The organism is Vibrio sp. R10-SG-ISO4 (assembly GCF_059834135.1).
Genome location: NZ_JCBDHJ010000001.1, coordinates 1 through 13,272 on the forward strand (window position 1 = coordinate 1; position 13,272 = coordinate 13,272).

Here is a 13,272-nt window from a genome sequence, read left to right on the forward strand (position 1 = left end):
CCTTGTTACGACTTCACCCCAGTCATGAACCACAAAGTGGTGAGCGTCCTCCCCGAAAGGTTAAACTACCCACTTCTTTTGCAGCCCACTCCCATGGTGTGACGGGCGGTGTGTACAAGGCCCGGGAACGTATTCACCGTGGCATTCTGATCCACGATTACTAGCGATTCCGACTTCATGGAGTCGAGTTGCAGACTCCAATCCGGACTACGACGCACTTTTTGGGATTCGCTTACTCTCGCAAGTTCGCCGCCCTCTGTATGCGCCATTGTAGCACGTGTGTAGCCCTACTCGTAAGGGCCATGATGACTTGACGTCGTCCCCACCTTCCTCCGGTTTATCACCGGCAGTCTCCCTGGAGTTCCCACCCGAAGTGCTGGCAAACAAGGATAAGGGTTGCGCTCGTTGCGGGACTTAACCCAACATTTCACAACACGAGCTGACGACAGCCATGCAGCACCTGTCTTACAGTTCCCGAAGGCACCAAAGCATCTCTGCTAAGTTCTGTAGATGTCAAGAGTAGGTAAGGTTCTTCGCGTTGCATCGAATTAAACCACATGCTCCACCGCTTGTGCGGGCCCCCGTCAATTCATTTGAGTTTTAATCTTGCGACCGTACTCCCCAGGCGGTCTACTTAACGCGTTAGCTCCGAAAGCCACGGCTCAAGGCCACAACCTCCAAGTAGACATCGTTTACGGCGTGGACTACCAGGGTATCTAATCCTGTTTGCTCCCCACGCTTTCGCATCTGAGTGTCAGTATCTGTCCAGGGGGCCGCCTTCGCCACTGGTATTCCTTCAGATCTCTACGCATTTCACCGCTACACCTGAAATTCTACCCCCCTCTACAGTACTCTAGTCTGCCAGTTTCAAATGCAATTCCGAGGTTGAGCCCCGGGCTTTCACATCTGACTTAACAAACCACCTGCATGCGCTTTACGCCCAGTAATTCCGATTAACGCTCGCACCCTCCGTATTACCGCGGCTGCTGGCACGGAGTTAGCCGGTGCTTCTTCTGCAGCTAACGTCAAATCCATACGCTATTAACGCATGAACCTTCCTCACTGCTGAAAGTACTTTACAACCCGAAGGCCTTCTTCATACACGCGGCATGGCTGCATCAGGCTTGCGCCCATTGTGCAATATTCCCCACTGCTGCCTCCCGTAGGAGTCTGGACCGTGTCTCAGTTCCAGTGTGGCTGATCATCCTCTCAGACCAGCTAGGGATCGTCGCCTTGGTGAGCCCTTACCTCACCAACTAGCTAATCCCACCTGGGCATATCCTGACGCGAGAGGCCCGAAGGTCCCCCTCTTTGAGCCGAAGCTATTATGCGGTATTAGCCATCGTTTCCAATGGTTATCCCCCACATCAGGGCAATTTCCCAGGCATTACTCACCCGTCCGCCGCTCGACGCCGTTATCGTTCCCCGAAGGTTCAGATAACTCGTTTCCGCTCGACTTGCATGTGTTAGGCCTGCCGCCAGCGTTCAATCTGAGCCATGATCAAACTCTTCAATTTAAAGTTTTGATTCCCTAAATAAATAGGGGAGGCTCAATGAATACTGATAAGTTCCTAGTGACTAGAAGCTAGTTCCTAGAAAACTTGAATTGACTGTGCTCTTATTGGTTTTCACTTTTGAAAAAGTAAAACAAAACAGCTCAAGGCTGCTTCCCAATTCGAATGGTCACTCAGTTCATTGAAACCTAATTTGAAACCGCTCTTTATTAAGAGAAATTTCTAAATTGGATTATCATCAACGAGTGCCCACACAGATTGATAGGTTTATATTGTTAAAGAGCTGTGCTTTTCAAGAAACTTTCTCTCAAAGCGGAGGTGCATTCTAGCGAGTTAATTTGAAGAGTCAAACACTTTTCAAATTTATTTTCTCAAGAAGCTTTTACCTCTCTTAACACTGCTGAAGCCTTGTGGCCTCTGCCGTGTCAGTGGAAGCGCATTATAGGGAGCAACAGAAATAGCGCAAGCGAAAAAAGCCTTTTTTTTATCAAGAAACGCCTGACCGACTACTTTTCGATCAGGCGCTATTTTATACCTAGTTTACGCGCACACTATCCTAAGCATATACACAAATGCCTGTGGATAACTCAACCTCTAACTGTCTGAATCAAAGAAGTATGAAATGCGTGAGCGTGGGTTTAAGTACTCTTTTACTTTATCTGGCAGCTTAGCAGGCAAAATTGCATTCACTATTTTCAGTTCTTTCTCCGCTAAATCGAGAATCGGGGCTTGAGTCCTTGGCACAGAAGGGTCGTACATCAGCACATTCGGATAGAGAATATTGCGCGCGTTGACTGAAATGACCAAACCAACCATGTTGTTGGACAGTTGGACAACGGTACCGGGTGGGTAGACGCCCATAAACTTGATTAAAATGCCGAGGTTTTCGTTGCTATAGAGATGCTTGCAGTTTTTATAAAGGTGAGACAGCGCAACATAAGGGATCTTTTGTTCTGCTTCTATATTGCAGTGACAGAGATTGTCATACGCATTCGCCACCGACACTATTTGCGTCATCATATCTATCTCTTCTTCTTTTAACCCTTGAGGGTATCCAGAACCATCATTCAGTTCATGATGTTGAGTAATGACCGTTTTAGCACTTTCCGGAAAGCTCTCTATTTTATCGGCCAAGTCAAAACCATACTTGGTGTGCAGTTTGAGGTAGTTTTTCTCTGGTTCCGTCAAGGCCGTCTTTTTACGGACTATTGCCGTTGGGATTTTAACTTTTCCCATATCATGGAATAGCGCAGCAAACGCCACTTCTTTTATCTTGTCTGCATTGAGCTTTTTAGCCTTGGCAATCATCATCGCGATAACCGCAACATTGAGGGAGTGAAAATAGATGTCCTCAAATTCACTCTTACCGTTCATCAGGTGCAACGTCACGTTGTCATCGCTAAGCAATTTGTCGACCACATCGCTGACTAACTCCGATGCCTCATCAATGGCTTGTTCTGGTCGGCTGCGAATTTTATTCATCACCGCTCGCATCTTTGACAACGATCGTTCGAACTCTTTTTCACACTGGATCACTCGGCGTCGATAGGCATTGAGCTTTTCTATTTGCTCTTGTTTCTGCTGCCAGAGTTTTTCTGCCTCACTATCAACGCCGGAGTGGTCATTGTCGGCCTCTTCTTCGGGTTGCGCTTTCTGCGGTGGCAGTGGTTCAACATCACTTTGCGCTGGATTGATATAGACGTGCTTAATTCCCAAGTGACGAATGAGTCGCACTTGCTCTTCATCTTTTATCTTGAAGCTATTCAATAAGAAAGGGTGCTCATTCCATTTGAGCGGCAGTCGAATGTGCAATCCGGGTTGGAGACGATCGACGGTAATTTTGATGCTAGCCACGACGTTTATACAACTGAATCATTTTGATAACCCAATAATCTTAGATGAATTAGGTGGCGATTTCATCACAAAAAGCCACCCTACCTGACCAACTCATCAATAGACGTGAGCAACGGATTACTGACGCGACATGACACCTCAGCAGATTAGACTAGATTGCAGTGCAGCATCCAACGGATGCCAAACTGATCTTCCACTTTACCAAAGCGCGCGCCCCAAAATGTGTCGGCCAAAGGCATCATCACGCGACCTTGCGTCGCGAGCTTATCGAACAGTCTCGCTTGTAAGTCGAGATCGTCAAGCACAATGGATAAGGCGATGGTGTTTCCACTCAGCTCTCTCGCCACCACGCCATCAGAGAGCATCAATTTATTGCCCATGATGTCAATTTCTGCGTGCATAATCCAATGCGGCTCCGCCCCCTCAATGACCTGTGGTGAATCTTTGAAATATTGCACTGATGTGACGTCTGCTTCAAAACTATCACGATAAAAATGGAGCGCCTCGGCACATCTTCCAGCGAAAAAGAGATACGGTGTGATTTGATACATTGTCTGACTTCCTGTTGTTTTCTTTAAAAGATAGATGACAATTCACTAACTCGCGGATAAAGCGAAGAAAAATTCCACCGCTCTTATCTTGCGCGCAAAGCGCCGACTCGAACCACACTGCGTTAGACGAGGCCTTGTTTATTTTTAATAGGATTCCCCTATCAATAAGATAGCTACAAGCAATTTTATTTAGTCTATGGGGGATGAGAATATACTTTCCGAAAGCAAGAACTGCTCACCCAAAACATTCTGAGGAAAGTAAAGATATGATTAACACTAAGATCAAACCATTCAAAGCGACCGCATTCAAACAAGGTGAATTTGTTGAAGTCACAGAGCAAGACGTTCTGGGTAAATGGGCGGTATTCTTCTTCTACCCAGCAGACTTCACCTTCGTATGTCCAACTGAACTTGGTGACCTAGCAGACCACTACGAAGAGCTTCAAAAGCGCGGCGTAGAAGTGTACTCAGTCTCTACTGATACACACTTTACTCATAAAGCATGGCACGATAGCTCAGACACTATCGGCAAAATCAACTACTACATGCTTGGCGACCAAACTGGCAACATCACCAACAACTTCGGTGTTATGCGTGAAGGTCAAGGTCTTGCAGACCGCGCAACATTCCTGATCGACCCAGAAGGTACGATTCAAGCGATGGAAATCACTGCTGAAGGTATCGGCCGCGACGCAGAAGACCTACTTCGCAAAGTAAAAGCCGCTCAGTACGTCGCTGCTCACCCAGGCGAAGTTTGCCCAGCGAAATGGAAAGAAGGTGAAGAAACACTGGCACCATCTCTAGACCTAGTTGGCAAAATCTAATCTCACTGAGATTGTTGTTCCTCCCCTATTAGGAACCTAATTAAGAGAGCATTCTGGGTCTGATACCTGACGACCTTCTACCCGGTTTGCTCTCTTCCCAACCTGTTTTTATCCAGAGTAACCACTCTTTTGTTTATTTAAGGTAAGTACCACCATGCTAGACCAAGCGATTCAACAACAACTCAAACAATATCTCGCCAATGTAAAAGAAGAGGTTCGTCTAGTGGTTAGCCTAGATGAAAGCAAAGCCGCCAATGACATCCTCGCGTTGGCCAGTCAAATCGCTGAGATGAGCGATCTGATCAGTGTTGAACGAGATGATAATGCCAGCGCACGCAAACCTGTGATGGCTGTGACCAACCCGGCCAAAGGTACGTCATTGCGCTTTGCCGGCTTGCCAATGGGACATGAATTCACGTCTCTCGTTTTGGCGCTGCTGCACTCTGGCGGTCACCCAATCAAGCTTGAGCCTGAGGTGATTGAGCAAATCGCCGCATTAGACAAAGATCTTGATGTCGAAATTTTTATTTCACTCTCGTGTCAAAACTGTCCAGACGTGGTTCAAGCGTTCAACATGATGGCGGCGATCAACCCGAAAGTGAACGCGACCATGATCGATGGCGCACTCTTCCAAGATGAAGTGAAACAACGTGACATCATGGCCGTACCGAGTGTCTTCGTTAACGGCGAGCTATTCGGTCAAGGCCGCATGTCTCTGACTGAAATTCTTAACAAAGTGGATGATGGCGCAAGCGAGAAAGCCGCGAAAGCTCTGAGCGAAAAAGACCCATACGATGTCTTAGTTGTCGGTGGTGGCCCTGGTGGTAGTGCTGCGGCTCTTTATGCGGCGCGTAAAGGGATTCGCACTGGCGTTGTCGCTAAACGCTTTGGCGGTCAAGTTATGGACACCATGGCGATCGAAAACTTCATTTCAGTGAAACGTACTGAAGGTCCAAAACTGGCGACTGATCTTGCTGAGCACTTAAAAGAGTACGATGTGGACGTCGTAACAGAACAGCAAGCAGAAAAGCTGATGGGCGCAGCGCACACAGAAGATGGTCTGATTCATATCCAACTTGAGAGTGGCGCAACTCTGAAAAGTAAGAGTGTCATTCTAAGCCCAGGTGCACGTTGGCGTGAAATGAACGTTCCGGGTGAGCAAGAGTACCGCAACAAAGGCGTTGCCTACTGCCCACACTGTGACGGCCCACTGTTCAAAGGTAAGAAGACTGCCGTTATCGGTGGTGGTAACTCAGGTATTGAAGCCGCTATCGACCTTGCCGGTATTGTTGAGCATGTGACAGTGTTGGAGTTTGCGGATGTCCTTCGCGCCGACCAAGTCTTGATCAACAAGGCGAACTCGATGCCTAACATCGACATTATTACCATGGCGCAAACCACAGAAGTGATGGGTGATGGGAAACGTGTCACGAGCTTGAAGTACAAAGATCGCAACACAGATGAGATCAAAGAGATTGAGCTGTCTGGTATCTTCGTGCAAATCGGCCTCGTACCGAACACAGAATGGCTGAAAGATTCAGAGGTTGCCCTGTCAAATCGTGGCGAAATCGAAGTCGGTAGCCGTGGCGAGACGAGCCTAGAAGGTGTATTTGCGGCGGGTGATGCCACAACCGTACCGTACAAACAGATCATCATTGCGATGGGAGAAGGCGCAAAAGCAAGCCTTGGTGCGTTTGACTACTTGATTCGCAAACAAGGATAAATCCCCTTCTCGCACATCATTGGCACCGCGTGAAATTTTCACCTCAGAGGAAATTTATCGGGACGCAGTGATCGAACTTTGTGACGAGAAGTATAACAACAAAGGAAGCCCAAAAGACTTAGCCAGCAGCTGCCAACCTGCTGGTTTTTTTTGTCTACAATTTTTTTATCAGCAAAACAGAATTTATCAGCAAAACGGCTTTTAACAGTAATACGGATTGTTGGTACAACCACTGAGCATGAGTGGTGTACATATACTCCTAACATGCACATCGTTTATTTTGCTAAGAGTAGATTGGTATGATTAAGCTAGAGCGTGAGTTGTCGTTCTCTCAAAAAACGTACATTATCGGCCTGCCTATGATGGCACTTTCGTTTATCTATTTTGCTCGCTATGGGTATGCGACGCCCGACCTGATTGCCACTCTGGTCTTGTCTGCCTTAGTCGTCATTCTCAATCGCCCCACCACTCGCTATGCCCTGCCGTACGTGCTGTACGGGTTTGTTGCTTTGCATATTCATCAAGCCTATGGCGACATCATGCTTCATTTTGAAGTCTTCATCATGTTGGCGTTGATGACGCTCTACAATAACTGGCTGATGGTATTACACGCACTGGTTGCCGCCGCTCTGCATCACGTTGTCTTCTTTTGGATGCAGTCGTCTGGCGTACCGGTATACATTTTCCCACCGAACAGCAGCTACACCTTAGTTATTGAGCACTGCCTGTATGCTATTTTCCAAGCTAGCGTATCCATGTACGCCTGTCTTGTACTGGATAAAAACCTGCAACGCTTGAAATACGTCAGCCGCACCGTCGATCATGTGGTGCAAGGTTCGACGTTCAACTTAAATGTGGAACTGCAAGAGCGGGATGAGTTTTTCACTCGCTTTAACCAAATCATTCTACAGTTACAAGACACCGCCAGAATCCAACGCGAATCCGTTGCGGAGCTTTCTCATGTATCCGAGGATTTTGCGGCTAACACCACACGAATTGATCGTGAGATCTCTCGCAATAGTAACAATATTAAGCAAGTCGCGAGCGCGGTGAGCAATCTCGGTGATTCGTTCTCCCATGTCTCACAAACAACCCAAGCTTGCCATCAAAGTGCCCTGCATGCCGCCGAGCTTAGTGATGCATCGCTTTCTCAATCGGCCGAATGTCAACATCGCTTAGCCCGCATGACTGATATTGTTGACCAAACACGCAGCAACGTCAGTCAAGTCGTACAAGACGCCAACAGCATTCACCAGATTCTCGAAGCGATCACGAGCATCTCTGAGCAGACAAACTTGCTCGCTCTCAACGCTTCCATCGAAGCGGCAAGAGCCGGCGAAGCCGGGAGAGGTTTCGCCGTGGTGGCAGACGAAGTCCGCCAGCTAGCGAATCGCACCAGCGCAAGCGTTGAGGAGATTGGTGTGTCTCTAGGTCAATTAGAGAAAGCGGTCAAACTCTCCACGGGCAACATCAGTGACATGACGGAACTATCAACGCAAGTCTCTAGTGCCGTGGACAATATCATCCAATCGACCGGACAAATCTCGCACAATATCAGCCAAGTGAGTCTCCAGATGTCGCAAGTCGCCGATTCAGTCGATGAGCAACACCGCTCATTAGACCGTCTACAAAGCAGTATGTCGGAAGTGGATAACGCCAGTGCTGTGATTGCCGAGCAATCGCAGGCGCAAAGCGCCTCGATTTCAGAGCTAACCCAAGCCACTAGCAAATTGGCGAGCCTAAGCCAGCGATTCCAGCTCTCTTAATGGCCTACCGCTACTTTTTGATCCCGCTGCTGTTTGCAGCGGGTTATTTCGCGCCGACCTGGTTCAAGTTTGAACCGAAAATGGAGTTCGCCGCGGCGCCTCAAGGGCTCACATTGGTCGACTGCCCAGTGAATGATGGAAAATGCCAAGTCGATGGGTATCACGTGACGATAAAAAGCGGCCAGTTTTCACCGCTAGAGAGAACCGAGTTTGAGCTCACTTATGAGGATGATCCTCCACTCGCTGACGTACTCGTTACCTCTGATGATCAACAATTTGGCACCTTAATTGGCCAACCGACACTCGATACGAGCCACTCCTACTCCGTGCTGATCCCCTACTGCACCAATAGCGCTATGCAAATCATCATCATTGACCCCTCGCGCTCGGTTGGCTTACGCCTCTCATCGCTGTTATAACCATTGAACAAACGCATCGAGTTACCTACACTAAACTCAATACAGTGCATAATAAAAACAGTGGTTAGGAGACAAGGATGTTTAATTTCGCTCGCGCCAAAAATGACAAGATTACTCAGTTAGAAAATCAACTTAGCAGCGCTAATCAATTCAAGGAGTCGGTGAAAGAATCGGTTCCTTATATCGAATTCACACCCGATGGGCACATCCGTTTTGCCAACGCTCAGTTTCTCTCTGTTACCGGTTATAGCTTGGAAGAAGTGCAAGGCAAACATCACCGCTTCCTTTGTTTCCCGGAGGACGTTGAGACAGCTGAATACAAACAACTTTGGAAAGATCTCAATCGCGGCATCCCTAAAACGGGCCGATTTATTCGCAAAAACAAGCAAGATCTCGCATTTTGGGTCGAGGCCACCTATTTTCCGGTCCGCGATCAAGATGGGAAAGTAGAGTATGTCGCCAAAGTGGCCTCTGACGTGAGTGATGCTCAGCGAGAGCGTGAGCGCAATCGAGCACTGTTAGACGCCCTGGATAAATCGTTAGCCGTCATCGACTTTGAACCCGACGGCACCATCATTACCGCCAATAAAAACTTCCTCGCGCACATGGGCTACTCATTGGCCGAAATCAAAGGTCAGCACCATCGTATGTTTTGCTTGCCAGAGTTTTATCAGTCCAACCCCAATTTTTGGGCAGAGTTGTCGACGGGTGCCATCAAAACCGGTCTGTTCCAACGGATTGATAAGCATGGTCAACGTATGTGGTTAGAAGCGACTTATAACCCGATTTTCAACCATGAAGGCAAAGTGGTTAAAATCATCAAACTCGCGAGCGATATTACCGATCGTGTCGAAAAAGCCGAGCGAGTCAAAGAAGCCGCCACCACCTCATTCGAGATAGCCCAGCAAACCGTCAACTCCGCGTGTGAAGGGAAAGAGAGCATTGCGCAGCTTCTGACCAACTCTCAAGAGATCAACCGCTCCGTCGCCGAAATGAATGAGTTGGTGACCGCCTTGAATGGTCAGTCGAAAAGCGTTGAAACCATCGTTTCAACCATCAGCGCCATTGCCGAGCAAACCAACCTGCTCGCATTGAACGCTGCAATTGAGGCGGCGAGGGCCGGAGAGCAAGGCCGCGGCTTTGCCGTTGTGGCCGATGAAGTGCGGAATCTCGCAGCCAGGACCTCAGAATCCACCTCAGAGATTGCCGACGTTATTGGTGAGAACAGTAAGATCACGCAAAAGCTCGATGGCAAAATCCAAGCCGTTACCGAAAAAACGTCCCACGGTGAATCTCAAACTGAGCAGATCTCACAAGTGATCGACAGAATCATCGATGACGCAGAAAAAGTATCTCGAACGGTGGAAAACCTGTCTTAACCCTCTATCGTGATACTGCTAAGCGTCGTTCAAACAAAGCCTCGTTTAAACACGGGGCTTTTTTGAATATGGCGAATGCTAGAAACAACAAAGCCCCGACTTTCGTCGAGGCTTTGTTGTTTAAATATGGTACCGGTGGGCGGACTTGAACCGCCACGCCCGAAGGCAACGGATTTTGAATCCGTCGTGTATACCAATTTCACCACACCGGCATCTTGGGGATGACTCCCTGTTGATGTCTGGCATTATACGTAAGCTTTGCCATCGCGCAAGTGCAAAAAGCTGATTTGCTTATTGTTTGCTGATAAATTCGCCACAAAGTCGTAAGCTGTGCGCAAGCTCTCTTTTCATCACCAGTTTGACACTATATTCTGGCGCCAGTTTTTTAAGGGTAAGTCGTTTTATGTCTAGCAATAGCACCTTGCCACCAGCGGGACTTTTTCGCCGCTTAGGGGCACTTTTTTATGATGGATTGATCATCATTGCCATCGAAATGATGGCAGCCGGTATCGTTATCGCCATTTTACATGCGCTAATGGCGCTCGGCGTATTTCATGTTGGCCAATACCAAGACGTCAGTGATTTCCTTACGCAGCATCCGGTATGGAGCCCTCTCTACACCTTCTATCTCGCGGCGGTGTGGGTCTACTTCTTTGTCTACTTTTGGACAAAAGCGGGCCAAACATTGGGCATGCGTGCCTGGAAACTGCAACTGCAAAATGAGCAAGGTGGTCGAATCACGGTGACGCAAGCGCTGATTCGCATTGGCACATCCGGTTTCGGCCTGGCCAATCTTAGTGTGCCTATCGATCCCAAAAAGCGTGGCTTTCACGATATATGGGCTAAAACGCGCGTCGTGGTATTGCCCAAAGCGCAATAACAATCTGATAGGTAATAAAAAAGGAAAGCGATGTGCTTTCCTTTTTTGGTTTCTGTCCCAGCCTAAATCAGCTGGTCTATTCGGTGCTTAGTCAACACTGAGCTCTTTCAGCATCGAATCTGGTAGCGCCAACTCATCGTTCTTATTGACCGAAATGCCCGCGTCAATAATCGCTGTTGCAATCGCTTTGGCTTCATCCAGTGAATGCATCGCTGCCGTACCGCATTGGTATTCGTTGAGCTCTGGAATCTTGTTCTGGCTTTCCACTTTCAGCACATCTTGCATTGCCGCGAGCCATGCGTCAGCAACTTGAGACTCGGTCGGTGTGCCAATTAGGCTCATGTAGAAGCCTGTACGACAACCCATCGGTGAAATATCGATGATTTCCACGCTCTCACCGTTAAGGTGGTTACGCATGAAACCAGCGTATAGATGCTCAAGGGTGTGGATGCCTTTTTCTGACAAGATGTCTTTGTTTGGGGCGGTAAAACGCAAATCAAACACTGTGATGGTATCCCCTTTAGGCGTGGTCATCGTTTTTGCCACGCGAACGGCTGGGGCGTTCATACGAGTGTGATCTACGGTAAAGCTATCTAGTAACGGCATGGTCCGTCTCCATTGGTTCCAAGCTCTTGGGAGCTGTTCTATTCTTTTTCTTCGCCCGGCGATAACAGCTAGGCAGATAGTCAAAGCCTAGCAAATCGACGATGAATGAGCGAGCCTATTGTGGCACGGATTACGCCTGCTGCGGCGTTTTTAAGTACGCGAAGTAGTCTTCTAAAAACGCATCAAATGACAGGCTGTCTTTCGCTTCAATGTCAGCTTGTGCCTCCACTGAGCGCGCGACTTCTTGTTCCATCAGAGACTCACTGTAGGTACGGTATTGATGAGCTTGATGGCGCGCTTTGTACTGACGACCAAAATCTCGGCCCACACTCCCTAAACCGCCTAGGCGTTTGGTGTCTGCCAGTAGTTGCCCTGAAATGGTCAGCTCTGGGTTATCAATCCACTCAAGCAGTGTCTTTGCCACATCTTGGTACGCCTGACCACCGGCTGCCTCATCCATGACTTTGGCGATCGCCGTCAATTCAGAAAATACACGCTTAGCCCAGGTTTGCAACGTTAAGACTTCACCTTTGCAGCCAATCTGCAACTCAAGACCCGGCTTGCGACCTTCGACAATCACTTTGTTCCAGTTCTCTCGCCAGCACGCTTGCTCACAAAAATCCATCGGCTCAGAGTCACTTAATGCAGCCCATGCTAAGAAGAGGTCGAGGAAGCGAACCTGATCTTCGGTAATACCCACCGAGCTGTACGGGTTCACATCCAGTGAGCGCACCTCAATGTACTCAACCCCGCCTCGGCGCAACGCTTCAGACGGTTTCTCACCGCTTTTGGTCACTCGTTTCGGACGGATAGGCGCGTAAAGCTCATTTTCAATCTGTAAAACGTTGCTATTGAGTTGACGGTACTCACCATCCACTTTCACGCCTATCTTGGCAAACTTGTCTGAAGGCGTGCGAATCGCTTCATTAAGACCTGCTAAATACTCATCAATGCTATTGAATCCGATCTTGAGGACACTTTGCGCGCTATTGGTGTAGCCCAAATCACTCAAACGCAGCGAGGTGGCGTTCGGCAAATAGAGGGTTTCACCAATGTTTTCAAACGGCAGTTTTGTCTCTCGGCCACGAATAAACGAAGAGCAGAGCGCCGGTGACGCGCCAAAGAAATAAGGAATCAGCCACCCAAAGCGGTAGTAATTGCGAATTAAGCCGAAGTACGCCTCAGATTTGCTCTCTTGGCGCGCCTGCTCATCTTGCTCTCCATAGAGGGCCTCCCAGAAACTGTCTGGGAAAGAGAAGTTAAAATGCACACCGGAGATAATTTGCATCAAACTGCCGTAGCGACGCTTCAACCCTTGGCGATACAGCGTTTTCATCTTGCCCGAGTTCGAGCCGCCATATTGAGCAAGGTTGATCAACTCTTCATGCTCTACGTAGCAAGGCATCGACAGTGGCCACAGTTTCTCTTCCCCCAGTTTGGTTTGGGTGAAATGGTGGATGTCTTCAAGCTGCGCCATCAACTGATCGATGTCGTGCGACACCGGAGTGATGAACTCGAGCAGCGATTCAGAGAAATCCGTCGTGATCCATTGGTTGGTCAACGCCGATCCTAACCCTTTAGGGTGCGGAGTGGTCGCCAAACGCCCGTCTTGATAGCGCAAAGTCTCTCGCTCGACGCCACGGCTAAAGTGTTGGAATACTTCTGGGTTACGAGCGACTCTCTCTAATCGCGCAGCAAAATCTGTCAAAATGAAGTTCACTTATGTTTAATCGTTTCTACGTTCTCAGTTATGTGT

At 48.4% G+C, this 13,272-nt stretch carries 10 protein-coding genes, 1 tRNA gene and 1 rRNA gene; 6 read left to right on the forward strand and 6 right to left on the reverse strand.

What is annotated here, in order from left to right:
• From AC6R03_RS00005 to AC6R03_RS00015, 3 genes are all read right to left on the reverse strand, one after another.
• Positions 1-1,517, reverse strand: a 16S ribosomal RNA gene (locus AC6R03_RS00005); the annotation flags it as partial.
• Positions 1,518-2,108: 591 nt separating this feature from the next.
• The gene (locus AC6R03_RS00010; RefSeq protein ID WP_500627061.1) at positions 2,109-3,368 is read right to left on the reverse strand and encodes a cyclic di-GMP phosphodiesterase; all 1,260 of its coding nucleotides are present in this window, start codon (positions 3,366-3,368) and stop codon (positions 2,109-2,111) included.
• A 146-nt stretch (positions 3,369-3,514) separates the two neighbouring features.
• Complete coding sequence (locus AC6R03_RS00015; protein WP_500631239.1) at positions 3,515-3,919, reverse strand: VOC family protein; 405 nt, start codon at positions 3,917-3,919, stop codon at positions 3,515-3,517.
• 266 nt (positions 3,920-4,185) lie between these two features.
• On the opposite strand from AC6R03_RS00015, the gene ahpC reads away from it, so the two are divergent.
• From ahpC to AC6R03_RS00040, 5 genes are all read left to right on the forward strand, one after another.
• Entirely contained in the window at positions 4,186-4,743 is a 558-nt protein-coding gene (gene ahpC, locus AC6R03_RS00020; protein ID WP_334555125.1) for an alkyl hydroperoxide reductase subunit C, read from the forward strand.
• Between the two features lie 154 nt (positions 4,744-4,897).
• Complete coding sequence (gene ahpF / locus AC6R03_RS00025; RefSeq protein ID WP_500631238.1) at positions 4,898-6,466, forward strand: alkyl hydroperoxide reductase subunit F; 1,569 nt, start codon at positions 4,898-4,900, stop codon at positions 6,464-6,466.
• A 299-nt stretch (positions 6,467-6,765) separates the two neighbouring features.
• Positions 6,766-8,232, forward strand: a complete 1,467-nt coding sequence (locus AC6R03_RS00030) for a methyl-accepting chemotaxis protein (protein WP_500631237.1) — start codon at positions 6,766-6,768, stop codon at positions 8,230-8,232.
• Positions 8,232-8,651 (forward strand): hypothetical protein, encoded by a 420-nt coding sequence (locus tag AC6R03_RS00035; protein WP_500631236.1) that lies wholly within the window; start codon positions 8,232-8,234, stop codon positions 8,649-8,651. Before AC6R03_RS00030 ends, AC6R03_RS00035 begins: the two co-directional genes overlap by 1 nt.
• Positions 8,652-8,728: 77 nt before the next feature.
• Positions 8,729-10,030, forward strand: a complete 1,302-nt coding sequence (locus AC6R03_RS00040; RefSeq protein WP_500631235.1) for a methyl-accepting chemotaxis protein — start codon at positions 8,729-8,731, stop codon at positions 10,028-10,030.
• Positions 10,031-10,157: 127 nt separating this feature from the next.
• Here the strand turns inward: AC6R03_RS00040 and AC6R03_RS00045 are convergent.
• A tRNA-Leu gene (locus AC6R03_RS00045) sits at positions 10,158-10,242 on the reverse strand.
• A 191-nt stretch (positions 10,243-10,433) separates the two neighbouring features.
• Between AC6R03_RS00045 and AC6R03_RS00050 the strand changes: the two genes are divergently transcribed.
• Positions 10,434-10,910, forward strand: a complete 477-nt coding sequence (locus tag AC6R03_RS00050) for an RDD family protein (RefSeq protein WP_334555102.1) — start codon at positions 10,434-10,436, stop codon at positions 10,908-10,910.
• A gap of 87 nt (positions 10,911-10,997) precedes the next feature.
• Here the strand turns inward: AC6R03_RS00050 and luxS are convergent, their stop codons facing one another.
• On the reverse strand, positions 10,998-11,516 hold the full coding sequence (gene luxS, locus AC6R03_RS00055) for an S-ribosylhomocysteine lyase (RefSeq protein ID WP_334555101.1): 519 nt from the start codon (positions 11,514-11,516) through the stop codon (positions 10,998-11,000).
• A gap of 130 nt (positions 11,517-11,646) precedes the next feature.
• Positions 11,647-13,224 (reverse strand): glutamate--cysteine ligase, encoded by a 1,578-nt coding sequence (gene gshA, locus AC6R03_RS00060; RefSeq protein WP_500631234.1) that lies wholly within the window; start codon positions 13,222-13,224, stop codon positions 11,647-11,649.
• Positions 13,225-13,272 lie beyond the last annotated feature (48 nt).